This window comes from Nonomuraea sp. NPDC050783 (assembly GCF_040802095.1).
GTDB lineage: Bacteria > Actinomycetota > Actinomycetes > Streptosporangiales > Streptosporangiaceae > Nonomuraea.
Genome location: NZ_JBFAHK010000012.1, coordinates 58,167 through 82,448, shown reverse-complemented (window position 1 = coordinate 82,448; position 24,282 = coordinate 58,167). Strand labels below are relative to the sequence as shown.

Genomic DNA, 24,282 nt, shown 5'->3' with positions numbered 1-24,282 from the left:
CGCATTCCGATTCTAGGGGATCCTTGTGGACTATCTGAACCTCGGCCGCTCCGGCCTGCGGGTCTCCCGCGCCTGCCTGGGCACCATGAACTTCGGCACCGAGCACGGCCTGGCCGCCGGCGACGAGGCCGAGGCCAGGAGGATCATCGACGCGTTCGTCGAGGAGGGCGGCACCTTCATCGACACCGCCGACCTCTACCACCGGGGCGAGACCGAGGAGATCGTCGGCCGGGCGCTGCGCGGCAGGCGCGAGGGGATCGTGCTGGCCACCAAGGGCGCCATGCCGGTCGGCGCCGAGGGACGCGGCCTGTCCCGCCGCCATCTCACCAGGGCGCTCGACGCCAGCCTGCGCCGCCTCGGCACCGACTACGTCGACCTCTACCAGTGCCACCAGTGGGACCCGTACACGCCGATCGAGGAGACGATGGCCACGCTCGACGGCTTCGTCCGCGCCGGCAAGGTCCGCTACCTCGGCTGCTCCAACTTCACCGCCACCCAGATCGTCGAGTCGCAGTGGGCCGCCGCCCGCGTGGGCGGCACGCCGTTCGTGAGCGTGCAGCCGCAGTACTCGCTGCTCCAGCGAGTGATCGAGGCGGAGATCCAGCCGGCCTGCGAGCGGCACGGGCTCGGCATGATCGTGTACGGCGCCCTCGGCGGCGGTGTCCTGGCCGGCCGCTACCGGCGCGGCCAGGCCCCCCACCCGGACAGCCGCATGGGAAGGCTGCTCGGCACCACCATGCCCGGCGGGAACCGCTGGGCCGAGTCCCTGCTCACCGATCGGAACCTGGACATCGCCGACGAGCTGGTCAAGGTCGCCGCCGGGCTCGGCGCCGCCCCCGCCGAGATCGCCCTGGCCTGGGTGGCGGCCCGGCCCGGCGTCACCTCGATCGTCCTCGGCCCGCGTACGGCCGGGCATCTGCACCAGAGCCTGGCCGCCTTCGACCGCACCCTCCCGGAGCACGCCCTGGCCAGGCTGGACGAGATCTCGCACGTCGACACCGGCCCCCTGGACGGCTCCTTCTTCCACCTCGTCCCCCGCCGCTGAAGCCCCCGCCGCTGAAGCCCCCGCCGATCGGTACGGGCCGTCTCCCGGACGAGGGGCGTCGAGGCCGGCCGGCGGGAGGTCAGGAATCGAGAAGCGCGGGCCGGCGGGCTGCCTTTAGCGTGCTGCGCATGGCTTCCATCGAATTCGCCGTTCTCAGGGTGACCGACCTCCCCGCGGCCACCCGGTTCCACTCCGCCGTCCTGGGCTCGGACCCCCGGATCCGCCTGCAGGTCGCGCACGAGCCGACGTCCGGCTTCCGCGGGTTCACGCTGTCGCTGCTGGTGTCCCAGCCGGCCGACGCGGACGCCCTCGTCGAGGCCGCGCTCGGCGCCGGCGCCACGACGCTGAAACCGGCCACGAAGTCGTTATGGGGCTACGGCGCCGTCGTCCAGGCCCCGGACGGCACCATCTGCACGATCGCCTCCGCCACGAAGAAGAACACCGGCCCCGCCACCACGAAGATCGACGACCTCGTGCTCCAGCTCGGGGTCGCGGACGTGGCCGCCACCAAGCGCTTCTACACCGAGCGCGGCCTGGAGGCGACCAAGAGCTACGGCCGCAAGTACGTCGAGTTCGCCCCGCCGTCGAGCCCGCTCAAGCTGTCGCTCTACAAGCGCCGGTCCCTCGCCAAGGTCGCCGGCGTCGCCCCCGACGGCGACGGCTCGCACCGGCTGGTCATCGGCAGCGACGCCGGGTCGTTCACCGACCCGGACGGCTTCGTGTGGGAGGCGGCCCCGTCCGGGGACCTCGCCGGCTGACCGGTTCCCGTCGCGGGCCCCGCTCGCCGCGGGCCGCCCGCACGCGGCTTCGTCGCGCGATGCCCATCGGGGGTTCATCGCCGGTTCACCGTACGCGCCTAACGTCCCAGATGAACGTCGAGACGGATGGGACGTGAGGCATGGAGCACGTGACGTTCCTGGTCGTCGTGGTGATCATCACGGCGCTGGCCTTCGACTTCACCAACGGATTCCACGACACGGCCAACGCGATGGCCACCTCGATCGCGACCGGCGCGCTGCGCCCCAAGGTGGCGGTGGCGATCTCCGCCGTACTGAACCTGGTGGGCGCCTTCCTGTCGGTGGAGGTGGCCAAGACCATCTCCGGCGGGATCGTGGACGACCACCTGGTGACGCCGGCGATGGTGTTCGCCGGGCTGATCGGCGCGATCCTGTGGAACCTGCTCACCTGGCTGCTGGGGCTGCCCTCCAGCTCCTCGCACGCGCTGTTCGGCGGGCTGATCGGCGCGGTGTGGGTGGGGGCCGGGGTGCAGGGCGTGCACTTCGGCACGGTGCTGCAGAAGATCGTCATCCCGGCGGTGGCCTCGCCGCTGATCGCGGGCTTCGTCGCGATGACCGCGACCTACCTGGCGTACACGATCACGGCCAGGGCCCGGCACGACTCGGTGACCAGGACGTTCCGCTTCGGGCAGATCGCCTCGGCCTCGCTGGTGTCGCTCGCGCACGGAACCAACGACGCGCAGAAGACCATGGGCGTCATCACCCTGACGCTCATCTCGACCGGCGCGCTCGCCTCCGGCTCGGCGCCGCCGCTCTGGGTGATCGCCGCCGCCGGCCTGGCCATCGCGCTCGGCACGTACCTGGGCGGCTGGCGGATCATCCGCACCATGGGCAAGGGCCTGACCGAGATCGAGTCGCCGCAGGGCTTCGCGGCCGAGGCGAGCGCGACCACCGTCATCCTGGCCTCCTCGCACCTGGGCTTCGCGCTGTCGACCACGCAGGTCGTCTCCGGCGCGATCCTGGGCACCGGGCTGGGACGGCGGCTGGCGCGGGTGCGCTGGAACGTGGCCGGCCGGATGGCGCTGGCCTGGCTGCTGACGCTGCCCGCCGCGGCCGCCGTCGGCGCGGTCGCCGCGGCCGTGGCCACCACCGGCACGCTCGGCGTCACCGTGGCGGCCGTGGTGGCGATCGCCGCCGCGGCCGGCCTGTACGCCGCCGCCCGGCGCGACCCGGTGCACGCGGGCAACGTCAACGAGGTGCCCGCCGAGCCGCAGCCCGTCGCGGCCTGACGACCGGCACGGGACGAAGGAGGATGTGATGGACGTCAAGTGGGCGGCCCTGGGCCAGGTCCTCGTGGTCGGCCTGGCGGTGAGCGTCGTGGTCATGGTCGTCTTCTCGCTCGGCGCGATGGCGCTCTCGGCCCGCCAGACCGTACGGGAGACCGGCTCCGGCGGGACGGGGGCCCTGGCCGCGGCGACGCTCTGCTTCGCCGCCTGCGCGGCGGTGGTGCTCTACGGGATCTACCTGATCGTGCCGCAGTTCCACTGAGCGCGCCCGTGGCCGGTGACGGCGCGGACGTGCGGTCCAGGCGGGGCTCCGCCCGGATCGGTCCTCACGGCGGCAGGAAGACCGCGGTCGCCTCGTCGGTGAGCACGGGGGAGTGCGGGGCGTCCGGGTCGGTCTGCGCCAGGTGCGACAGCCCGAGGATGGCCGCGTAGGCGACCCGCGCCCGGGACGCCGCCCGGTCCGGCGGCAGGCCGAGCTCGCGGTAGGTACGAGTCAGGAGCTCCAGCCGGGCCCTGTTCACCCGGCCGACCGCGTCCCTGACCCGGGGGTCGTTGCGGTCGCCGAGCAGGCTCAGGTGCACCGACGGCGCCAGCGGCTGGACGGCCCGTACGACGACGGTGAGCAGCTCGCGCAACCGCCGTTCCGGATCGGCGATCGCGGCGAACTCGGTCAGACCCGCCTCGCCGTGGCTGCGCGCCCACTCCGCGAGGGCCGCGGTGATCAGCTCATCCCGGTTCCGGTAGTGCGCGTAGAAGCTGCCCTTGGTCACGCCGAGCGTGCGCGCCAGCGGTTCGACCGCGACCGCTGCCAGCCCGCCGTCCGCGATCGCCTTCAGCGCGGCGTGCACCCAATCCAGGGCGGACAGCCGGGTCGACTCGTTCACCACGGGCAACAGGATACGCCAGCGTATTGAAGAGCCCGCCCTCGGAGGATACGGTGGCGTATCAATACGCATCCGTATCAAGGGGGATCGGTGGAGAACATGAGGATTCGCCGGGTGGTCACCGGGCACGACGCCCGGGGCAGGGCCCGCGTGGTGGACGACCGTGACGTCGAGCCCATCACGTCGGAGCTGATGCCCGGCTGCGCGTTCTTCCGGCTGTGGGGGCGCGACGAGCGGCCCGCGTTCCCCGACGACGGCTCACCGCGCCCCGCCGAGGCGTGGTACCCGCCTCGGGAAGGATCGCGCTTCATGATCAATACGGTGCCGCCGGGCGAGCTGGTCCCGCCGCCGGATCTGGACACGGCCGCGGCCCTGGAGGAACTGGAGCGGCGGATGCCGGGCGCGATGGCCGCGAACGAGCCCGGCACCCCGGGGACGCACACCACCGACACCCTCGACTACGTCCTGGTCGTCGCGGGCGAGGTGACGCTGGAACTCGACGACGGCGAGCGGACGGTGCTGCGGGCGGGCGACGTGGTCGTCCAGAACGGCACCCGGCACGCCTGGCACAATCACGGCACCGAGCCCTGCACGATCGTCGGCGTCGCCATCGGCGCGGACCGTATCCGGCCCGCATAGCCCCCGGATCGGCGCGCGGACCGGAGGGCCGGCCTCACCGTACGAGGCCGGACTGGTAGGCGAGGGCGACGAGCTGGGCGCGGTCCCGGGCGCCGGGCTTCACCATGGCCCGGCCCACGTGGGTCCGGACGGTGGCGGGGCTGACCACCAGGCGGGCGGCGATCTCGTCGTTGGACAGGCCACTCCGGCACGCAGGCTGATCACGCTCAGGTTGTGCCCCACCACGTCGTGGACCTCGCGGGCCACGGCCAGCCGCTCGTCCTGGGCGCGCCGCATCCGCCGCTCCTCGGCGGCCGCGGCCGCCGCCAGGCCGGTGCGTGCCCGTTGCCGTGCCTACCGTTGCCGTGCCTACCGTTGCCGTGCCTACCGTTGTCGTCGCTCGGTACGTGCCCGTTCCTGTGCCCGGGCCAGTGCCAGGGCCCGCTCCAGCGCCTCGCGGGCCCGCTCGATCTCGGCCTCATCGGGGCCGCCGGCCTCCGGCTCCGGTTCCGTCGCCCACCGCACCCGTTCCAGGTCCCGCGCGGCCTGCTCGTCCGCGCGCTTGCCGCGCCACTCCTCGCCGGGCCGCCACTCCCGGCGGCGCCGGGCGCTCTCCTGCCCGCGCTCGCGCATCGCCTGGGCCGCCCGCGGGGAGGTGGTCGCCAGCCACTGCCGGGCCAGCGCCGCCCACGCTCTGGCATCCGCCACACCGCCACCTCCACTTCTCCCATCAACCTATCCCGGCGCTCCCTCGGCCGAACGCCTGCCGTGACGGGCACACCTGGCAGAGGTCCCGGTCCCGGCGTGCAACCGGCGGCAACGCACGTACCCCTCACCCGAACCCCTCACCCGAACCCCTCACCTGAACAGGGAGGCACGGTCACGGCCGCCGAGGCCGGCTGTGGGCCTCGACCCGTGCGGCGAAGCCGTCCAGGTGGCAGGCCAGGCTGTACTCGAACAGTCCGTCCAGGTCCGACACCGTCTCGCGGGGGATCGCGGCCAGCCGCGCGAAGCGTCCGCTGCGCAGCAGCTCGTCGGCACGCGCCCGCTGGGCCAGCCACCACCGGTCGAGCGTCACCCCGGTCTCCTGCTCGGCCTCGACCTCCTGGGCCAGGGTCAGGGCGGCGGTGATGACCAGGCCGTGCAGGGTGAGCGCCTCCCGGATCGTGGTCTCCACGGGCAGGCCGAGCCCGTCGAGCGCGCGCAGGGTCCACTCGGTGTGGGCCATCATGTTGGGCACGAGCATCGGCCGGGTGAACGGGATCGCCCTGGCCAGCCACAGATGCCGCCGCGACAGCCCCCACTGGAGGCGGGCGATCAGTTCGAGCTTGGCCCGCCAGCCGTCAGGCCCGGGGTCGGGCAGCTCCGGCTCGCCGAAGATCTCGTCGACCATCTGGATGACCAGCTCGTCCTTGGTGGCCACGTGCCGGTACAGCGACATCGGGCCCACCCCCAGCTCCGCCGCCAGCCGCCGCATGGAGACGGCGTCGAGCCCCTCCACGTCGGCGATCGCGATGGCGGTACGGAGCAGGTGCCCGCGGTTCAGCGTCCGCTTGGGCGCGCTCGCCCGGGACGGCTGCCCGCTGACCACGGTGCCGGCGCCCACCCTGGTCTCGACCAGGCCCTCGTCGCGCAGGGCCGCCATCACCCGGGTCGCGGTCGCGATCGCCACGCCCCACCGCTGGGCGATCTGGCGGATGGACGGCATCCGCTCGCCGGGCCGCAGCTCGCCGGTCAGGATCCTGCCGCGGATCTCCGCGACGATGCGCCGGTAGGGCGGTTGCGCCGGCATGGGCGGCCTCCTGATGTACTAGTTCACTCGGCTCGGTGCCAGTACACTTTATCCCGCTAAAACTCGCACGTCCACGCGGGTTTATCTACGGTGTACCCATGGCAATCGATACGCCGTACGCAGTCGAGCCGCAGGCGGTGGTGGACGTCCTCGTCGAGGCGTTCGCCGACGACCCCGTCGTGTGCTGGCTCTTTCCCGACCCGGGCGAACGTGGCCGCTTCCAGGCGATGTTCTACCGATTCCTGCTCACCCACCCCGCCGCCGAGGCGTACCTGACGGACGGTGGCGAGGGCGCCGCCATCTGGCTCACGCTGGGCCCGGACGAGACGCTCCACGACGACCAGCCCGGCTCCGGGGCCGTCTTCGGCGAACGGATGCGGGCACTGAGCCAGGCGCTGGACCGGCGGCACCCCACCGGCGCCCGGCACCTCTACCTGCCGTGCGTGGGCGTGACCGGCGAGCGCCGGGGCGCCGGGCTCGGCTCGGCGATGTTGCGCCGGCGGCTGGACCGGGCGGACGCCGACGGGCTCGGCACGTACCTGGAGGCCAGCTCGGCGCGGAGCCGGGCTCTGTATTTGCGGCACGGGTTCGAGGACCTGGGCGCCCCGGTCCAGCCGGCCGGAGGCCCGCCCCTCTGGCCGATGTGGCGCCCGCCGTTTCCCACCAGCGAAGAGAGGAACACCCATGACTGAAACGCCCACCGTGGTGCTCATCCACGGTACGAACAGCTCGTCGTACTCCTGGAACGGGCTGGTCAGGGAGCTCACCCTGCTCGGCCACCGGTGCGTGGCCGTGGACCTGCCGGGACACGGCGAGGAGGCGTACTACCCGCTCGCCTACCAGGCCCCGCAGGACCTGGCGGCCCTGGCGACCGAGCCGTCGCCGCTCGCCAAGATCACCATCGACGACTACGTGGAGCGGGCCGTGGACGTGGTCCGCCGGGCCCGCCGGTTCGGCCCGGTGATCCTGGCCGGGGCCAGCCAGGGCGGCGTCACCGTCAGCAGGGTCGGCAACACCGTCCCCGACCTGCTGGAGCGGGTAGTGTACGTGGCGGCGTACTGCTGCGTCGACCTGCCCACCCTCAACGCCTACCTGAACACCCCGGAGAACGCCGACAGCCTGCTCCCCGAAGTCCTCCGGGCGATGGCCGCCGACCCGGCCGCCTTGGGGGTGAGCCGGATCAACTGGCGCACGGCCGACCCGGACGCGATCCGCGGCATCAAGGAGTGCCTCGCCGGCGACTTCACCGACGAGGCGGCGCGCTGGATGCTCAACGCCCTCGAACCCGACGAGCCCGTCACCATTCCCATGGCCGAGGCGGCGGGCAAGGCGGAGACCTGGGGCCGGATCCCGCGCACCTACGTGCGCTTCACCCAGGACCGGCTGATCCCGCTCGCGCTGCAGGACCGGTTCATCCGGGAGGCCGACCGGCTCACCCCGGACAACCCGACGGATGTACGCAGCGTCGCGGCACCGCACGTCGGGCCGTTCGGCCGGCCGGAGCTGGTGGAGATCTTCGACGGGCTCCTCCGGCGCTGAGCTTCCCCGACCGAGGATCCGGCCAGAAGCCGGCCAGGAGCCGGCAGGAGCCGGCAGGAGCCGGCCAGGACATGCCGCGGCAACGGCAGATGCCGGGGGAGTCAGGGTTCGGATCTTGTCCTGATATGGCCGGATTCCTCGACGGGGCGCGCTGAATCATGGTGACCCTCACGGCGCTCCCAGCGCCTCACAGGAGGAGAAACATGATCGCCAAGGTGTTCCCCATACCGCTCAAGCCCGGCAAGCAGGCCGAGGCCGAGGCCATCGTGCGGAAGTTCGCGCCCCTGGGTCCGGGCGCCGAGCCGGGCACGCTGTCCTTCCGGGTCTACCGCGATCCCGCACGGCCTGACTACCTGCTGTTCGTCGAGCACTTCGCCGACCAGGAGGCGTACGCCGCCCACACCGGCTCACCGGCCTACCGGGAGCTGATCGCCCAGGCGTTCGGCGACCTGATCGTCGAGTTCGTCGAACTCGACCACGACCTGGTCGTTTCGGTCTGAAGCGAGAGGCCCCCACGTGTTCAGCCCGGAAATCCACTTCGACCTCATCAAGAGCAGGACTCAGGAGATTCACCTGAAGGCGGCTCGGCATCGATCCGTCCGGGAGGCGCAGAAGGCCGCTGAATCGCAGCGGCGCTCGATCTTCTTCCGATCGCGCGGCTGACGGCCTTCCAGGGCCCGGCCACCTCTGCTCCGGTGGCCGGGCCCTTCGCCCGCGACCGGCGGCCCTGCGCCGGACGGCTCAGGACGCGGACCGGCCGGGAGGGGCTGCCAGCGGCGGCTCGCCGACCGGCTGGCCCGCCGCCGGCTCGGCCCGGGCGCTCGCCGGCGTCCGGGCCGTGGTCAGCCACAGGCCGGTGAACACGGCGCAGGCCAGCGTCACGGCGCCCGCCGCGAGGAAGGCGCTGTTGAGGCCGGCTTCGAAGGAGGCGCCGCCGGACTCCCGCGTGTGGACGATCGCCCCGAGCACCGCCACGCCGAGCACCGCGCCGATCTGCCGGGTGGTGCTGCTGACGCCCGAGGCGAGGCCGCCCTCCTGCGGGCTGACCGCCTGGATGGCGGCCCCGGTCAGCGGCGACATGGTGAGGGCGAACCCGACGCCGGCGACCGTCAGCCGCCACCACACGTTCCCGTAACCGGTGTCGGCGTGGACGAGGCCCAGCGCCAGCAGCCCCAGCCCGGCCAGCGCCAGGCCGATGCCGACGACGACGCGGAAGCCGTACCTGGCCGCGAGCCGGCCCGCGTACGGGCTGACGATCACCATCGCCAGCGAGACGGGCAGGGTCCGCAGCCCGGCGACCAGGATCGAGGTGCCCTGGACGTGGACGAAGAACTGGGAGAAGAAGAACGACGATCCCATCAGCGCGAACCCGACCACGACCATCGCCGTGTTGGACACCGTGAACAGCCGCTGACGGAACAGCCGCAGCGGCAGCATCGGCGTCGGCACCCGGCCCTCGACCACGACGAACGCGGCCAGGAGCACCAGCCCGGCGGCGAAGCTGCCCAGGATCACCGGCGAGGCCCAGCCCCGGGAGCCGCCCTCGATCAGGCCGTAGGTCACCGCGCCCACGCCCGCGACGGACAGGACCGTGCCGGGGACGTCGATCGGCGGCGCCCCCGGGTTGTGGGACTCCTCCAGAACGCGCAGCCCGGCCAGCAGCAGGACCACCCCGATGGGCACGTTGACCAGGAAGATGGCCGGCCAGCCGAAGGACTGCACCAGGAGCCCGCCCGCCAGCGGTCCGGCGGCCAGGCCGATGCCGCTGAACCCGGCCCACAACCCGATCGCCCTGACGCGCTCCCTGGGGGCGGGATAAGCGGCGGTGAGCAGCGCCAGCGAGGCGGGGCTCAGCGCCGCGGCCCCGACGCCCTGCAGCACCCGCCCGGCGATCAGCCAGCCGAGCGAGGGCGCGAGCGAGCACACCACCGACGCGGCCGTGAACACCACCACCCCGGCCAGGAACACCCGCCGGCGGCCGAACCGGTCGGCGAAGACGCCGCCCGACAGCAGCAGCATGGCCACCAGCAGCACGTAGGCGTCGACGATCCACTGCAGGCCGGTCAGCCCGGTGTGGAGCCGCTGCTGCATGTCGGGCAGGGCGGCGCCGACGATCGTGTTGTCGAGCAACACCATGAACTGACCTGCGCAGGTCAGGGTGAGCAACGCTTTCACGCACATCCCTCCTAAAAGCAGTCACCGACTGCGTTAACAGACACTCTAACGCAAGTCCCGGCTGCGTTAAGGTGAGAGTGTGAACGAGCGGGAGCGGGCCAGGCGGCCCGGCGGACGCAGCGCCAGGGTCCGCGCGGCGGTGCACCAGGCGGTTACCGAGCTGGTCGGCGAGCGCGGCTACGGAAACTTCACCATCGGCGACATCGCGGCCCGCGCGGGCGTGGCCGACACCAGCCTCTACCGCCGGTGGGGCAACCTCCAGGCCCTGCTCGGCGACGTGCTGCTGACCCGGCTCAACGCGCGCTCGCCGATGCCCGACACCGGCAGCCTGGCCGGCGACCTGCGCACCTACGCCGCCAACGTGGCCCGCGAGGTCACCGGACCCGACGGCCTGGCGGTGGTGCGGCTGGCCGTCGCGCTGTCAGGCCAGGGCCCGCAGGGCCTTCAGGTGCGCGACGAGCTCCTGGCCGAACGCACCAGGCAGTTGCAGGCCCTGCTCGACCGCGCCCGCGACCGCGGGGAGGACCCGCCCGACGCGCTGGAGGTGCTGGACCATCTCCTGGCGCCGATCTACCTGCGCGTCCTGTTCGGCGCGGGCCCGCTCACCGCTGACTACCTCGACGGGCTGGTCGACCGGTTGCTCACCTGACCCGGCCGGCCCGTCCGGAGCCGCCACATCCTCGACGGCCCCGGCCACGTCCCTTACGTCAACCGGCCGGCCCCGCCTCACCCTCCACCCCCTGCCCCCCGCCTTCCCCCGCCGCCACCAGACGCAGCGTCTGCCAGCCGTCCGCGCCCGCCACCGCCCGCCAGCCGGTCGGCCACACCCGCAGCACGCCCCCGCCCCCCGGCGCGACGCGCACCCCGGCCAACCTCGCCCCCTCCAGCCCCGACGCGCCACCGAAGAGGGCGATGCCGGTGAAGGCCGCCTCGTCGAACCCGGCGTGGCCCCCGAAGGTCGCTCTGCCGAACAGGGCGGTGTCGGCGAAGGCCGCCCTGCTGAACAGGGCGTCGCCGGTGAACGTCGCGCTGCCGAAGTGGGCGGCGCGAAAGGTCGCCCCGCCGAACCAGGCGTCGCCGCCGAAGACCGCTCCGTCGAACCCGGCGTCGCCGGTGAAGGTAGCCTCGCCGAACTCGGCGATGCCGGTGAACGTCGCCCCGTCGAACCCGGCGATGCCGGTGAACGTCGCCTCGCCGAACCAGGCGTTGCCGAAGGTCGCCTTGCGGAATCGGGCGGCGCCGGCGAAGGTCACCGTGCGGAACACGGCGTCGCCGGTGAAGGTCGCCTCGCCGAACTCGGCGCGGCCGGTGAACGTCGCCTCGCCGAACTCGGCGCGGCCGCCGAAGGACGCCCTGCCGAACTCGGCGTCGCCGGTGAAGGTCGCCCTGCCGAACTCGGCGCGGCCGGTGAAGGTAGCCTCGCCGAACTCGGCGTCGTCGCCGAAGGTCGCCCTGCCGAACTCGGCGTCGCCGGTGAAGGTCGCGCCGGTGAACGCGGCCGTGCCCATGCGGCAGTTGCCGAGGTCGAAGTCGAGGAGGACCGCGCCGGTGAGATCGAGCTGGATGTCCGGCCAGTGGCGCGGGTTGCGGTCGGAGTGGCGGGAGGGCCACCGGCGGCGCGGGGCAGGGGAGTCGTCGTAGCGGAGATGGGCGGTCAGGATGCGCTGAGCGGTCAGGCGGACCTGGCGTTCCTCCTGCGGGTCGTGGCCGCCGCCGCTGGCCGGGCGGGCCGGTTCGCGGTGGCGGGCGGTGCGCTGCGCGGCGCGGATCTTCTCGCCGCGGTCCTCGCGCGGCGGCGTGTACGGCATGCGCAGGTAGGAGCAGATCACGTCCACGATCGTCTGGCGCAGCGCCGGGGTGTCCTGGGCCAGGCGCTCCAGCGCGTACAGGCCGCCCAGCCGGACCGGCGCCTGGTCGTTGCCGAGCTGCTCGACCGCCTTGCCGTACAGCTCGGTCACCCGGCGCTCGGCGGCGTCGTGCGTGGTGTGCGCGGTGGCCAGCTCCTGGTGCCGCTGGCGGCGCACGGCCAGCAGCAGCGTCACCGCGGCGCCGACCCCGGCGCCGGCCGCCAGCGCGGTCCGCACGGCCTCGATCCGGGCCGAGACCTGCTGGGCGGCCGGCACGGTGTGCAGGTCCTGGAGCAGCCAGGCGCTGACGCCCCAGACCGCCGCGCCGACCAGCAGCGCCGCGGGCAGGGCCCACCACCACATCGACCGTGGCGGCCGCAGGTCGGGCGGGCGAGACAGCGGCCGGGGGGAGCGTCGGAGAAGACCCACGTACGCGATTCCGCCCCCGGCGGCGGACCGTTACGGCCCGGAACTCCCGAAGCTCCGGCGGGGCGCGAGGACCGCGCTCGCGTCCGCCCCCAGGGCGGCGCCATCGAGCCCATGCACGGGGCCGTCGATCGCGCAGTACTACGGAGCGTCCAGCACCTTTCATGTGGTGGCGTCGTGCGCGACGTTCGGGGCCTTCGGCCCGCACGCCGGGACGCACCGGCTGCGGGCAAGGGGCTCGGCCGTTCAGCAACCGTCGATCGAGCAGGTCAGGCCCGGTGCGGGCTGCTCGCCTCGCTTGGCGGCGGCGGTGTCGATGGCCTCGCGCAGCGCGTCGGGCGTGGGCATGCCTTCGATCCTGGTGTCCTCGACGAGGATCGTGGGGACGGCGGTGATGCGGTGCGCGGCGGCCTCGGCCAGCGCCGCCTGGTGGGCCTGGGCGTACCGGCCGCTTTCCAGCGCGGCGCGGTACGCGGCGGCGGGCAGCCCGAGCTCGGTGGCGAGTTTCTCCAGCACGTCCAGGTCGCCGATGTCGAGTCCGTCCTCGAAGAAGGCGCGCAGCATGCGGTCGTTGTAGGCGTCGGCCAGGCCGTGCTCCTTGGCGAACTGGTAGCCCTCGAAGGCCAGGCGCGTGTAGGGCTGGGGTGAGATGTCCGGCAGCCGGATGGTGACGCCCATCCTCCTGGCCATCGGGTAGACCACCCGGGACCAGATGCCGCGCAGGTAGTCGCCTTCGGGGCGCAGGGTCGGGGTGGGTTCGGGGCGCAGCTCGAACGGCATCCACTCGACGGTGACGTCGCGGCCGGCGGTGGCCTGGGTGAGTGGTTGCTTGGCCAGCAGGCAGAAGGGGCAGACGTAGTCGGACCAGACTTTGACGCGTACGGTCATGACAGGCTCCTGATCAGCGGGCGAGCCAGGCGCGGAACGGCTCCTGGGCGCTCTCGACGGGCAGGTGCAGCGGGGACAGCGACCACTGCTCGACGGGGACGGCGAACAGGTCGTAGGAGGAGGCGTAGTCGAAGCCGGCGGCCGCGGCGGCGTGCCGGTCGGCGGCGTAGACGACGTGGCCGATGCCGGACCACAGGGCGGTCAGGTAGCACAGCGGGCAGGGCTCGCCCGAGGCGAGCAGCGTGGCCCCCGCGAGGGCGTGCGGCCCGTGCTTCCGGGCCGCCTCGCGCAGGGCGACGATCTCGGCGTGCGCGGTGGGGTCGCGGTGTGCCCTGACGCGGTTGACGCCCGATCCGAGCACGGCTCCCGTGTCGTCGACGACGAGCCCGGCGAACGGGATCCCGCCGGCCTCGACCTCGGCGGTGGCCAGGGTGACGGTTTGGGCCAGGCGTTCGACGAGCCAGGCGGGCCGGGTGGCGTTCGGCATCGCGGATCAGATCCCTGCGGTGATCTTGAGGAGGGCGACGCCGCCGATGATCGCGGCGAAGGAGGCGAGCTTGGCCGGGGTGATCTTCTCCTTGTAGATGAGGGCGCCGAGGACGACGGTGCCGACGGAGCCGATGCCGGTCCAGACGGTGTAGCCGACGCCGACGTCCAGGGTCTTGAGCGCGAGGCTGAGGGTGAAGATGCCGCCGGCGGCCGCCAGCAGCGTGAAGACGGACGGCCACAGGCGGGTGAAGCCCTGGGTGGCGTTGGTGCCGAGGGCGAAGGCGATCTCGAAGACGATCGCGATGGAGAGGTAGATCCAGGCCATGATGACGTTCCTCCAAAAGGGGGGTGGGACAGGGTCAGGCGGCGGTCGGCCGGCTCGCGGACAGGCGGTCGGCGAGCTTGAGGCCCAGGACGCCACCGATGATCAGGACGAAGGCCAGGGCCTTCCAGACGGTGATCTCCTCATCGAAGATCACGGTGCCGAGGACGACGGTGCCGACGGAGCCGATGCCGGTCCAGACGGTGTAGCCGACGCCGACGTCCAGGGTCTTCAGGGCCAGGCTCAGGAAGAAGATGCCGCCGGCCGCTGCCGCGGCCGTGAGCAGGGACGGCCCCAACTGGGTGAAGCCTTCGGTGGCGTTGGTGGCCAAGGCGAAGACGACCTCGAAGACGGCCGCGATGAGCAGGTAGATCCAAGCCATGAGGACTCCTTTTGTATGCATGTACGTGCAAGTTTTGCGCTCGCCAGAATGATGCATGTACATGTATGCTTCTGTCAAGCCGGTCCCGCGACGGATCGGAGGGTCGCAGGAACGAGGAGTGTCATGACCCACACGGCTCCCACACCGACACGCGTGCCACCCGTTTCGGACGCCGCCACGACCTGGCAGCGCATCCTGCTCCTGACCGCCCGCGTGGAGAACAAGCTCGCCACCGTGCTGCAACGGCGGCACGGCATCGGCCTGTCGGAGTACCGCGCGCTCGGCCACCTGGCCACCTCGCCCACCAGCGAGCTGCGCATGCAGGAGCTGGCCGACAAGCTCGGCCTCAACCAGAGCTCCGTCACCCGCCTGGTGGCCCGGCTGAACGCGGCCGACTTCGCCTACCGCGATCTGTGCGCGGACGACAAACGGGGGGTCTACGCGGTCATCACCGACACGGGCCGGGCCAGGTACGCCGAGGCGAGCCACACCTACGAGGAGACGCTGAGCGGCGCCCTCGAAGAGGAGGGAAGGGCGGACCCGCGGCTCGCCGCCGCGCTCACCGCGATGGGCGCCCTGTCCTGACGGCCCGCGCCCCGGCGACGGCCGCGGCCGTCGGGTTACGGCCCGCCCGGGGGGCGCTGGTCGGCCACGAGGACGGGGTCCGACCACGGGCCGCGTTCGCCCGCGACGGAACGCACCTGCACCCACAGGCGCCAGTCGTCCCTGCGGGTGAGCTCGGGCGCCGCCTTCAGATCGGAGGTCTTGCGCACCCGCGCCACCACACCCTGGTCGTCGCTGATCAGCACCTCGTACGCCACCGCCCCCTGCGAGGCGTGCCAGGACACCAGGACCGACCCGGAGCCCCAGAACGCCGTCACGCCGCCGGGCGCGTCCAGCAGGGAGACGCCGATGGTGTTCCACGTGCCGGTGGCCGAGCCGCGCAGGGCGCGCACGCGTGCGGTGTGGACTCCCGGGGTGATCTCCTCCACCCGCACCGGCACCGAGAGCGTCAGCCGCCCGGTGACCCGCGTGGCCGGGGCCAGCGGCCCCCCGCCGGGGGCGAGCACCTCGACCTCGTAGCCGGTGGCGCCCCTGGCGGTGTCCCAGGCCAGTTCGAAGGCATCCCGCCGGTAGGCCAGGCGCTTGAGCGGCACCAGTCCGGGCAGGGGCCCGGTGTCATCGCCGGGCAGGTGGGCGGCGGAGTCGCTCAGGGACGCGGTGACGGCGGTGGTGACGGCCGTCGTGACGACCCCGCCGGCCGCGGCGAGGGCCGTGGCGGCGGCGTCCGCCGCCGCCGCCACCCCTGCCCCCACCAGCTCGTCGCAGGCCAGCTTGAGTCCCACGGCCAGCGCCCGCGGTCCGAAGGCCACGGCGATCAGCAGCGCCGCCTTGTCCGGCCGGCTCAGCAGATCCCGCACGACGGCCTCCGAGGAGAGGGCGACCCCGGCGGCGAGCACCTCGGGCAGGTCCTCCCAACGGGTGCTGAGGGGAACGGGGACGCTCAGCGGCGCCAGGTCCACGCTCAGGAACGGCTCGCCGGCCCCGCTCAGGGCCAGCTCGTAGGAGCCGGTGAGGGTGAACATCAGCGACGTGCCGTGCAGCGACGCGCTGGGCGCGAGGCGGAACGTGGTCTCGAAGGCCGACTGGACGGTCTCGGTGATCCTCCCGCACGGTGACCCGCCCTTGCCGCAGAGGTCCGTCATGGTCGTGACGATGTCCACGAGCTTGCGTGCCCAGGGAAAGCGGGGCCAGTTGTCCACGGTCACCTCCGAGGTGGTGCCCTGGCTGCTGGTGCAGGTCAGCCTGAACTGCGCGCCCTGGAACGGCGCGGGCCCGCGTGCGGCCGTGACCGTGCCGGAGAAGCGGGTGGAGCCGTTCTCGCGCCGCACGGTCACCTCCGCGCTGACGAACGGCGCGCCGAGGAAGTTCACGCCGGTGGCCAGGCTCAGCCTGGGCGAGCGGCCGGTCCGCAGCAGCAGTGACGGCCCGCCCGTGTACGGCCCGGCCGCGGGCGCCTGGCCGCCGCCCGCCAGGGAGACCGGTCCCAGCTCGACGGGGGCGGGCAGGGCCAGGCTCGCCTCGGCGGCCGAGAAGGACACATCGCCCGGATGTTCCCTGGTGACCCTGATCAGCCCCTGCACGGTCACCTGCTCCACGAGCCGCACGCGCGCGACGGCGGCCAGGGTGAAGCCGTCCTCGAAACCGGTCCCGGCGTAGACGCCGCCCGGGTCGGCCGCCGCCGCATAGTAGGAGATCCGGGTGCCCGCCAGCAGCGTCACCTCCGCGTACGTGCCAGGCCACGCGGCTCCCGAGCCGGTGAGGCACTGCGCGAGGAAGTCGCCGATCGCCAGGTCCGCGCTCAGCGTCACGTGGAACAGCACGGGAGTGCCGTCGCGCAGCACCAGCGAGCCGGTCAGCGCGGGCCGCGCGTCCTGCTGCCCGGGCGCCGGCGCCGGCCCCAGCCTGAGCACGCCGCGCAGGACGATCCTGGTGGAACGCGGCTCCCAGCGGTAGGCGACCTCCATCGCCGGCTCGTCCAGCGTGATCCCCGGCAGCCCGAAGGGGTTGGCGATCCGCTGCCCGCCGGCCGCCACGCCCGTCATGCCGGTGCCGGTGACGGTCAGCCGCACGTCGAAGGTGTGGGTGGCGGCGAACAGGCCGAGCAACCTGATCTGGCCGTCCAGGGTGAACGCCGGGCCGTCCGTGCCCCGATAGGTCAGCTTGAGCGCGGCGAACTCGACCCGGCCGAGCAGCGTGATCGTCGGCAGGTCCGCGGAGAAGACCGTGCCGCCCGGGTTCGCCCGGTCGACCTTGGCGGTGATCCTCAGCGCCGGCACGCCACCCGGGTCGCCGATCCGCTGCAGGTGGCCGAAGAGGCCGGCCCGGGTGAAGTCGATCTGGGCGGTGAAGTACGCCCCGGCGCCCAGGGCGAGGTCGGCCGTGTCGAGCCCCGACAACGGCCGCGCGCCGGTGGGTTCGAGCTCGTCCAGGATGGCGCCGGTGTCCCTGGCCAGGTCGCCGAGCGTCCTGCCGCCCGCGTCGCAGATGATCAGGCGCGCCTGGGTGACGTGCAGGACGGCGTCGACGGGCGCCAGGGCCGGCACCAGATCGCCGAAGGCGAAGCCCGGTCCTGCCGACAGGGCGACGGCGTGGACACCGGTGCCTTCGCTGTAGACGAAGGCGTCGGCGGTCCTGGCCGTGCCGTAGCGCAGCGAGCCGTACAGCAGGAAACGCGATCGGGGCACGTCGAGGCGGACGACGGCCGAGCCGCCGAAGGACAGCGGAGGAGCGCCGGGCGGCGCCGTCTGTGCCCAGCCTGCCGCGGCGGGGGCCAGGCCGCCGATGACGGCGGGCAGATCGACCGTTCGGGCGTCGGTGATCGTGCCGTCGAGGACGAAGGCGCGCTCGGGGCCGCCCAGTTCCAGCCGTAGCGCCGCGTGGATCCCGGCGTAGGTGAGCGCGGCGCCGAGGCGGGCCCGCGCGGGGGTCTCGCCGTCCGGTGCCTCCACTGTCACGGTCAGGCCCGCCAGCAGCAGGCTCGCCCCTCCGACCGTCACCGGCCAGGACTCCAGCGCGATGTCGCCCGAGAAGGTGAACCTGCCCCTGGCGGGCACGGCGGTCACGGTGGCGTGCCGTACCGACAGGGTGGCGGGAAGGCCGCGGGCGACCGCGCCGGCGGGCAGCGCGAAGCCGGAGCCCGCGGTGTCGGCCGCGGCGATCACGTCCACGGACAGGCCCTCAAGCAGAGCGCCGGTGAACACCCAGTCGCCCTGGTCCGGTCCGGCCGCGCTGATCGCGATGGGGATGCCGCCGACCGTCACCACGGCGGCGACCTCGCCGTGGACGGTGCCGGCCGCGATCGGGTACGGAACGGTCAGCGTGGCGCGTACATGGGTCAGCGTGACCGGGCCGACGGGCCAGGCGTCCGTCGTGCTGACGGCCAGCCCCACCCTGTCGACCTGCCCGCCGGGCCCGCCGAAGCGCACGTGCACATCCCCGACGTCGAGCCCGCCGGGGTACGGCAGGCCGGGCGGCACGCCGGAGGGCAGCGCCTGAGGGCCGAGCCAGGAGTCCAGCCCCGGGAAGCCCGCCACGTGGACCCGGTCGGTCCTGGCGATCCACAACGTCCACGGCCCCTCACCGGGGTTACGGCGGATCGCCGCGTCCACCCTCTTCCCGGCCAGCACGACGCTGCCGGACACCGCGCCCGCCACCGCCTCGGTCGCCGAAGTGGACAGCGCCAGCCGCAGCCCGGTGACCGTCAGCCCCTGCGTGATCACCCAGTCCGTCGACTGCTCGGCGGCGACCGTCAGGCCCACGATCGTGGTGGTGCCGAGGTCGGCGGAGACGGAGAGCGCGGTCACGCTCAGCCCGCCGAGCGTGTCGAGCGCCGTGGGGAGCCCGGCCGGCCGCGAGCCGAGCACGTCAAGCGCCTGGCCGAGCGTGGGCAGCGTCACGGGCTCGGCCAGCGTGAGCGTCCACAGGCCCTCGTCGGCGGGCAGCGGCAGCCTGACCTTCACCGCTGTCCGCCCGAGCATGATCGTCCCGGCCAGTTCGCCACGCACGGCCCAGGTGCCGCTGTGTCGGGACATCTCCACGTCCGCCGTCCAGCCCGACACCGTGACCGCGCCGCCCGCGAGCTGCCACGGGCGGGTCTGCGCGAGCTGGAGCCACACCTCGACCAGCGCCTGGTCCGCCTGGGCCGCCGGGTCCACCGCGATCGCGACACGCACGGGGGTACGCGGCTCGCCGAGCTCGCGCAGCGAGGTGGGCAGCACGCCCAGCGCGTCGGCCGCGCCGAGGCCCGCCAGGCCCGCCAGCGTGCCGATCCCGGGGGGCTCGCCGGAGACCGTGAGCCACCACAGGCCGTCCTCGTCGGCCTCGGCCGAGCCCGTGTAGGGCCGCCCCCGCACCAGCAGCGTGCCGCTGAGGCCCACCCGGTATCCCGAGACGGGGACCGCACCCGAGCCGGTCGCCCGCTTGACCGTGACCGTGACGAGCGGCGCGCTGAAGGCCAGGTCACGCGACAGCGTCCACTGCGCCCCCTGGCCGAGGCCCAGCGTGATGTCGGCACGCGACGGCTCCTGGCCGTACGGGTCGAACAGCAGCTCATAGCGGGTGACCTGGGCGCCGGCCAGGTCGAGCAGCGCGGCGGGCAACCAGGCGGCGGGTACGTCCGCCTCCGCGAGCAGGCCGAGGGCGGCGCGGGCGCCGAGCGTGACGTCCGGCGGCGGGGTCAGGACCAGCCGCAGCAGCGGGTTCCCCCCGGAGGGGACGTCGAGGACGGCGTCCAGGGTCTGCGTGCCGAGGCGGACGTGGCCGGTGATCCGCATCACCGGCTCGGAGGTGAGGACCACCATGCCGTCGATCACCGTGAGCGGGCTCTGCCCGATCCTGGTGATCTCCAGCGCGTCGAGCCTCCGTTCGCCGGTGAAGGTGAACGACACCGACCCGGCCGCCCCGACCGTGACGGGCCCGCCGAACCTGACGGCGAGCGGGTCGCCGGTCCCGCGTCGCAGGTTCGCCTGGAGCGGGAGCGTCGCCCACAGGTTCAGCCCCTGCTGCACCGGCCCCGCGGCCTCGGCGTGCCGGTACGTGGTGCACACCAGCGTCACCTCGCTCAGCCGCACCGTGTCCCACGGCCCGTCCGCCAGCGCGGGGAAGGCGTCAGGCAGCCCCCAGCCGGCGTCCGGCGTGCTCGTCCACGTGGCGCGCAGCATGCCGCCGGCCACGTCGAAGGTCAGCCTGGCCGGCAGGAGGCGTCCGCCGCCCAGCGCCGCCGAGTGCCCGTCCAGGACCAGGGGGCCGGAGTCCGCGGGCAGCTCTCCGGCCCGGATGACGGGGGCGGGGCCGAGCGCGGCGGTCAGGACGGCGAGCACGGCGTCAGGCGCGCCGTCCCGCCCCGCGGGCAGCGTGGTGGCGTTCAGCGGGTAGGCGAATCCGGTGTCCGGGGCCGCCAGTGGGGTCCGCGCCGCCACCAGCCGCTCGCGCAACGCCGTCAGCACAGGGTCGGGCATCGCTGCGGCTCCTCAGGAAGTGATCGGTTCTCCGCTGATCGTCACGAAGGCGACGGGTTCCCCGCCGCCGAAGGGCTGGCGCCGCATCGTCGCCGTGGTGAACTCGTACGGGTCCACGACGGCGTTGGCGTGCTCGCGCAGCCTGATGGCGTTGGTGAAGTTGTGCAGCAGGGGATCCTTCTGCCCGATCACCGCGACCTGCGGCTCGACCACGGTCTTGAGCAGGAGCCGCCCGGAGTCCTCGTCCCAGCGGTAGCCCGCGCACCAGACGATGCCGCTGAGCGCCTCGTTCCTGCGTGAGGTGGAGTTCTGGCGGGGATGCACGCCGTAGGCGAGCGTGGTGTAGACGAAGGTGATGTCGTCGAGGTTGGCCAGGTCGAAGGCGGCGCCGCGCAGGGCGGTGACGTCGAAGGAGTCGTCGCGCAGGCCGTTGGTGCCCCGGCCCTGGGCCGAGGGCACCCCGCCCTGACCGGTCTCACGCAGGTAGGCGTCGATCCTGCGCATGGCCCGCCTGCCGAGGCGGCCTTCCAGGTCACGCAGGTCGTAGGCGCTGAGCACGTGCACGCTCACCCTGACCCCGCCGCCCCGCCCCGGCTCGCCCCGCACCACGAGCGTCTCGCCGAACTCCTCCTCGTCGGCGAGCGTGAGCAGCACGTACGGGCCGATCGCGCGTGCCGTGACACGCGACTCGTCCAGCCCGGCCAGCGGCCCCAGCCTGTCCTCCAGGGAGTCGAGCGCGATCCTGTACGCCTCCCGCCCGCGTACCTCGGCCGGCCCGACCTCGACGACCTGGTCGGGATCGCGGCCCTCGACGAACGCGGCGATGTCCGCACCGGTGAGCAGCCCGGGCGTCACCTCCGACACGATCGAGGCGCAGGCGGGGGAGTCCGGGTCGTCCGGGACGTACAGCGAGCCGTTCGGCAGGGGGTGCACGGCGTAGTCGGCCGGGATCTCACTCAGCGAGGTGTCGCTCAGCCAGGCGTTGAAGGCGTAGAGCGGGGCCTCGACGCCGGAGCGGATGGCGTCGCGCGGGCCCATGAAGTCCACGAACCTGAAGTTGTCGATGGTGCTCGCGTACGGCTCGCGGTCGGCCAGCCGCCCGCCGAACACCTCGGGCGGGATGGGCGTGCCGCGGTAGGTCAGCCGCAGGAACTGCATGTAGCCCGCGTACCTGTAGCGCTCACCCACGATCCTCTGCGCCTTCGGGTCGAAGAAGGCCCGCATGATGAACGGCTCGCTGAAGTCGTCGTCGAAGCCGACCCAGTGCGCCCCGGCCTGGAAGCGCCACCGCCCGAGCAGGACGGGCCCGCTGGTGGGGGTGACGCCGCGTAAGTACCAGCGGTCCCCGATGAGTGCGGGTTGCAGAACCACGCCGGCCTCCGTGTCGTCAGTGGGTATCGGTGTGCATGAACGGCCCGACGGGGTACTTGTCCTGCTTCACGCCCACGATGGGCTGCAGGGCCGTGCCGCCGTCGTAGATCGTGGTGCTCACGCCCGTGCCGTACACCTGGACCTGGAGCTGCTTGCCCGGCGCGGTGGCCAGGTGCAGCTCCTCGACGCTCTCATCAACGGGCCGCACCACGATGTCACCCAGGACCCTGGCACTGCCGAGCTGGGTGGCGAACGCCTTCTTGCGCCACGTGAGCGCCATCTCGGTCAGGTACACCGCGCTGATCGAGTTCGTCACCGCGTGGCCGTTGCGGTCGATCCACGGGCTGCTCAGGCGGCTCATCACCTCGGGCGTCGGATGCCGGTGGAAGCGCGCCTTGACGCCGGCGCTGATCAGCACGATCAGCGGGCGCAGGGTGGCCAGCAGGTGGATGTCCATGCTGGAGGAGCTGCCGTGGTGGTCGGCCTTCATGACGGTGCAGTAGCCGGGCCAGGGATACTTGCCGGTCCCGGAGACGTAGGCGGTGGTCTGGGGCAGGACGCGCTCCAGGACGGGCCCGAGCGTGCTCTCCACGTCCGCGTGGACCGAGTAGTACCGCTTGTCGGCCTTCCGCATCGCGTTCTGCGAGGTGTTACCGCCTGCCGGGCCACCGTCGCCGGCGATGTCGCCGCCCGCGAAGTACCGGAACGATCCATACTCCACCACGACGACGATCGAGCGGTCGTTCTGGTCCACGGCCTTGGTGACCGAGGGGATCTTGGTGACCTGATTGGTCACCGGGTCGTAGACGCCCTGCGAGGCGGCCACGACGCGGGCCGTGATGGAGATGCCGGCCACGCCGGTCCCGAGCGGGATCACGGCGGGGGCGCCGTTCTCCAGCCCTCCGGGGTCGAGCGTGTGGACCGTCGTCGGGACCGGCTTGTGGCCGTGGGCCTCGTTCACGTCGTCCTGGAAGGCGTTGTAGCGGGCGGTGGTGGGGACCTTCACGCCGAGATGCCCCGGCTGGTAGACGGCGGCCGGCCGGTACCTCGCCTTCAGCGTGGACGACGGCACGCCCTTCACCTTGGCGCCCTTGGTTTCCTCCCGCCGCTTGAACAGGCTGCGCAGACCGGCCATGTGGTCGTCATGATGATGGCTGACCAGGACCACCAGGTTCTTCAGGTAGCCGGACTTCTTGCCGTCGAGGACGCCGTGGGCGCTCAGGTAATCGATCACGTCGCCGCCGTACTCGTCGTCGCCGCCGTCGATGAGCAGGGCCTTGGCGACGGTGCCCGCCAGCGGGACGGCGTTCTGGATCGCGAACGGCACGTAGTCGATCGGTTCGGTGGGCGGCGTGAGTCCCTTGGCCCTGATGGCGGCGGCCACGGCGTCGAGCTTCCTGTTGACGATCAGGGTCGAGTCGCCCTGTCCCACGTTGAGCTGGTGGATCTCCAGACGCGCGCTTTGTGCCATCGGCGACCTCTCAGCGACTGATCGTTCGGTTCACGGTACGACGACCGGCCGATGGTGACCAGGTCCCGGCCAGGCGGATTCCGCGTCCTGCTCGGGCAAGACCACTCGCTGGTCACGATCGGCGACGATTGAGGGCATGAGCAGACCCAAGGCCGTCGGGCGGATCACCGCCACCCCCCTCGGCTTGTGGCTGATCCGCGCCGCCTACCTGGCCCCCGGCGCCGACCCGGCCGCACTGCTCGGCCCTCCGGCCGGCAACCGGATTCGTGCTCGCGCTCCTGCTCGGGTTCGGGCCCGGGCTCGCCTTCGCGCCCGTCTACGAGCTCGTGACCGGGCTCATCTACAGCGGCCCCGAGTACGAGCGCTGGACCACGCTCACGACCGGGCTCGGGGCCGGGCTGAAGTCCGGGCTCGGGGCCGGGATCGGCAGCGGGCTCGCGGGCGGTCTCGGGCTACTGGCACTCAGGCTGCTCTACTGGGCGGAACAACCCACGCTCACCTCGACCAGCACACCCCGCTCCAGCCGGCAGGCCGACAGGACCCTCACCCTTGTTCGCATGGCCATGTCCGGCCTGGTGTTCGGCCTGGTGTTCGGGCTGGTGTTCGGGCTGGTGTTCGGGCTGGTAACCGGCCTGGTGACCGGCCTCGCGTTCGGGCTCGTGGCCGGGCTCGTCTTGGGAGAACACCATGCATGGCTGATCTGCTCCATCGCGGTGGCCCTGCTGGCCCTTCGACGCCGGCTTCCGTGGCGGGTCATGGATCTCCTTGACGACGCCCACCGCTTGGGGCTGCTGCGCGCGGTCGGGCCCGTCCACCAGTTCCGCCACGCGACCCTGCACGACCATCTCGCCGCCACCGGCCCTCGGAATCCCCCCCACGGACGCCATTAAGAATCTACAATGTAAAGGCGCCCGTACAGATATCACCCATGAACAAAACTCAAAAAACCAACCCATCAGCGACGCACCCGGCTCCGGAAGCCGGGTGCGA

23 protein-coding genes and 2 pseudogenes are annotated in these 24,282 nt (G+C 72.9%); 11 read left to right on the top strand and 14 right to left on the bottom strand.

Translation table 11 applies throughout. The features are described from left to right. The first annotated feature begins 25 nt into the window (after window positions 1-25). The 4 genes from AB0H75_RS29025 to AB0H75_RS29010 all read left to right on the top strand — a co-directional run bounded on the left by AB0H75_RS29025 (window position 26) and on the right by AB0H75_RS29010 (window position 3,330). Window positions 26-1,045, top strand: coding sequence for an aldo/keto reductase (locus AB0H75_RS29025; RefSeq protein WP_367801520.1), 1,020 nt, complete (start codon window positions 26-28; stop codon window positions 1,043-1,045). Window positions 1,046-1,173: 128 nt separating this feature from the next. Continuing rightward, a complete protein-coding gene (locus AB0H75_RS29020; RefSeq protein WP_367801518.1) occupies window positions 1,174-1,803 on the top strand; it encodes a glyoxalase in 630 nt (209 codons plus the stop codon). A gap of 140 nt (window positions 1,804-1,943) precedes the next feature. Next, window positions 1,944-3,071 carry an anion permease gene (locus AB0H75_RS29015; protein WP_367801516.1) on the top strand — a complete coding sequence of 376 codons (1,128 nt, stop codon included), beginning with the start codon at window positions 1,944-1,946 and terminating at the stop codon, window positions 3,069-3,071. Window positions 3,072-3,099: 28 nt separating this feature from the next. Then, window positions 3,100-3,330: a hypothetical protein gene (locus AB0H75_RS29010; RefSeq protein ID WP_367801514.1), complete on the top strand. Its 231-nt coding sequence runs from the start codon at window positions 3,100-3,102 to the stop codon at window positions 3,328-3,330. A 64-nt stretch (window positions 3,331-3,394) separates the two neighbouring features. Here AB0H75_RS29010 and AB0H75_RS29005 read toward each other — a convergent pair whose 3' ends face one another. Next, window positions 3,395-3,955: a TetR/AcrR family transcriptional regulator gene (locus tag AB0H75_RS29005; RefSeq protein WP_367801512.1), complete on the bottom strand. Its 561-nt coding sequence runs from the start codon at window positions 3,953-3,955 to the stop codon at window positions 3,395-3,397. A gap of 96 nt (window positions 3,956-4,051) precedes the next feature. Between AB0H75_RS29005 and AB0H75_RS29000 the strand changes: the two genes are divergently transcribed. After that, window positions 4,052-4,591 carry a cupin domain-containing protein gene (locus AB0H75_RS29000; RefSeq protein WP_367801510.1) on the top strand — a complete coding sequence of 180 codons (540 nt, stop codon included), beginning with the start codon at window positions 4,052-4,054 and terminating at the stop codon, window positions 4,589-4,591. 34 nt (window positions 4,592-4,625) lie between these two features. On the opposite strand, the pseudogene AB0H75_RS28995 reads toward AB0H75_RS29000, so the two are convergent. From AB0H75_RS28995 to AB0H75_RS28980, 4 genes and pseudogenes are all read right to left on the bottom strand, one after another. Next, a pseudogene (locus tag AB0H75_RS28995) lies at window positions 4,626-4,772 on the bottom strand (response regulator transcription factor); the annotation flags it as partial. 26 nt (window positions 4,773-4,798) lie between these two features. Then, window positions 4,799-4,867: pseudogene (locus AB0H75_RS28990) on the bottom strand (hypothetical protein); the annotation flags it as partial. Window positions 4,868-4,954: 87 nt separating this feature from the next. Continuing rightward, the gene (locus AB0H75_RS28985) at window positions 4,955-5,278 is read right to left on the bottom strand and encodes a hypothetical protein (RefSeq protein WP_367801509.1); all 324 of its coding nucleotides are present in this window, start codon (window positions 5,276-5,278) and stop codon (window positions 4,955-4,957) included. A 172-nt stretch (window positions 5,279-5,450) separates the two neighbouring features. Further along, window positions 5,451-6,362, bottom strand: coding sequence for a GntR family transcriptional regulator (locus AB0H75_RS28980; RefSeq protein ID WP_367801508.1), 912 nt, complete (start codon window positions 6,360-6,362; stop codon window positions 5,451-5,453). Between the two features lie 98 nt (window positions 6,363-6,460). Between AB0H75_RS28980 and AB0H75_RS28975 the strand changes: the two genes are divergently transcribed. From AB0H75_RS28975 to AB0H75_RS28965, 3 genes are all read left to right on the top strand, one after another. Beyond that, complete coding sequence (locus tag AB0H75_RS28975) at window positions 6,461-7,054, top strand: GNAT family N-acetyltransferase (protein ID WP_367801507.1); 594 nt, start codon at window positions 6,461-6,463, stop codon at window positions 7,052-7,054. After that, window positions 7,047-7,901, top strand: a complete 855-nt coding sequence (locus AB0H75_RS28970) for an alpha/beta fold hydrolase (RefSeq protein WP_367801505.1) — start codon at window positions 7,047-7,049, stop codon at window positions 7,899-7,901. Before AB0H75_RS28975 ends, AB0H75_RS28970 begins: the two co-directional genes overlap by 8 nt. A 203-nt stretch (window positions 7,902-8,104) precedes the next feature. Further along, window positions 8,105-8,401 carry a putative quinol monooxygenase gene (locus AB0H75_RS28965; RefSeq protein WP_367801503.1) on the top strand — a complete coding sequence of 99 codons (297 nt, stop codon included), beginning with the start codon at window positions 8,105-8,107 and terminating at the stop codon, window positions 8,399-8,401. A gap of 241 nt (window positions 8,402-8,642) precedes the next feature. Here the strand turns inward: AB0H75_RS28965 and AB0H75_RS28960 are convergent, their stop codons facing one another. After that, window positions 8,643-10,076: an MFS transporter gene (locus tag AB0H75_RS28960; protein ID WP_367801501.1), complete on the bottom strand. Its 1,434-nt coding sequence runs from the start codon at window positions 10,074-10,076 to the stop codon at window positions 8,643-8,645. A 79-nt stretch (window positions 10,077-10,155) separates the two neighbouring features. Between AB0H75_RS28960 and AB0H75_RS28955 the strand changes: the two genes are divergently transcribed. Beyond that, window positions 10,156-10,725 carry a TetR/AcrR family transcriptional regulator gene (locus tag AB0H75_RS28955; RefSeq protein WP_367801499.1) on the top strand — a complete coding sequence of 190 codons (570 nt, stop codon included), beginning with the start codon at window positions 10,156-10,158 and terminating at the stop codon, window positions 10,723-10,725. A 58-nt stretch (window positions 10,726-10,783) separates the two neighbouring features. Here AB0H75_RS28955 and AB0H75_RS28950 read toward each other — a convergent pair whose 3' ends face one another. The 5 genes from AB0H75_RS28950 to AB0H75_RS28930 form a co-directional block, all read right to left on the bottom strand. Next, the gene (locus tag AB0H75_RS28950) at window positions 10,784-12,352 is read right to left on the bottom strand and encodes a pentapeptide repeat-containing protein (protein ID WP_367801497.1); all 1,569 of its coding nucleotides are present in this window, start codon (window positions 12,350-12,352) and stop codon (window positions 10,784-10,786) included. 243 nt (window positions 12,353-12,595) lie between these two features. Next, window positions 12,596-13,237, bottom strand: a complete 642-nt coding sequence (locus AB0H75_RS28945) for a DsbA family protein (RefSeq protein WP_367801496.1) — start codon at window positions 13,235-13,237, stop codon at window positions 12,596-12,598. Window positions 13,238-13,250: 13 nt separating this feature from the next. Next, window positions 13,251-13,724, bottom strand: coding sequence for a nucleoside deaminase (locus AB0H75_RS28940; protein WP_367801494.1), 474 nt, complete (start codon window positions 13,722-13,724; stop codon window positions 13,251-13,253). Window positions 13,725-13,730: 6 nt separating this feature from the next. Then, entirely contained in the window at window positions 13,731-14,051 is a 321-nt protein-coding gene (locus AB0H75_RS28935) for a multidrug efflux SMR transporter (protein ID WP_367801492.1), read from the bottom strand. Between the two features lie 34 nt (window positions 14,052-14,085). Then, window positions 14,086-14,430, bottom strand: a complete 345-nt coding sequence (locus AB0H75_RS28930; RefSeq protein WP_367801490.1) for a multidrug efflux SMR transporter — start codon at window positions 14,428-14,430, stop codon at window positions 14,086-14,088. Window positions 14,431-14,583: 153 nt separating this feature from the next. Between AB0H75_RS28930 and AB0H75_RS28925 the strand changes: the two genes are divergently transcribed. Continuing rightward, window positions 14,584-15,015: a MarR family winged helix-turn-helix transcriptional regulator gene (locus AB0H75_RS28925; protein WP_367801488.1), complete on the top strand. Its 432-nt coding sequence runs from the start codon at window positions 14,584-14,586 to the stop codon at window positions 15,013-15,015. 35 nt (window positions 15,016-15,050) lie between these two features. Here AB0H75_RS28925 and AB0H75_RS28920 read toward each other — a convergent pair whose 3' ends face one another. The 3 genes from AB0H75_RS28920 to AB0H75_RS28910 are packed head-to-tail and all read right to left on the bottom strand — an operon-like array spanning window position 15,051 to window position 23,292. After that, a complete protein-coding gene (locus AB0H75_RS28920) occupies window positions 15,051-20,450 on the bottom strand; it encodes a hypothetical protein (protein ID WP_367801487.1) in 5,400 nt (1,799 codons plus the stop codon). A gap of 12 nt (window positions 20,451-20,462) precedes the next feature. Further along, the gene (locus AB0H75_RS28915; RefSeq protein ID WP_367801485.1) at window positions 20,463-21,821 is read right to left on the bottom strand and encodes a hypothetical protein; all 1,359 of its coding nucleotides are present in this window, start codon (window positions 21,819-21,821) and stop codon (window positions 20,463-20,465) included. A gap of 16 nt (window positions 21,822-21,837) precedes the next feature. After that, complete coding sequence (locus tag AB0H75_RS28910; protein ID WP_367801483.1) at window positions 21,838-23,292, bottom strand: hypothetical protein; 1,455 nt, start codon at window positions 23,290-23,292, stop codon at window positions 21,838-21,840. 266 nt (window positions 23,293-23,558) lie between these two features. Between AB0H75_RS28910 and AB0H75_RS28905 the strand changes: the two genes are divergently transcribed. Beyond that, window positions 23,559-24,182 (top strand): hypothetical protein, encoded by a 624-nt coding sequence (locus tag AB0H75_RS28905; protein WP_367801481.1) that lies wholly within the window; start codon window positions 23,559-23,561, stop codon window positions 24,180-24,182. Window positions 24,183-24,282: the final 100 nt, after the last annotated feature.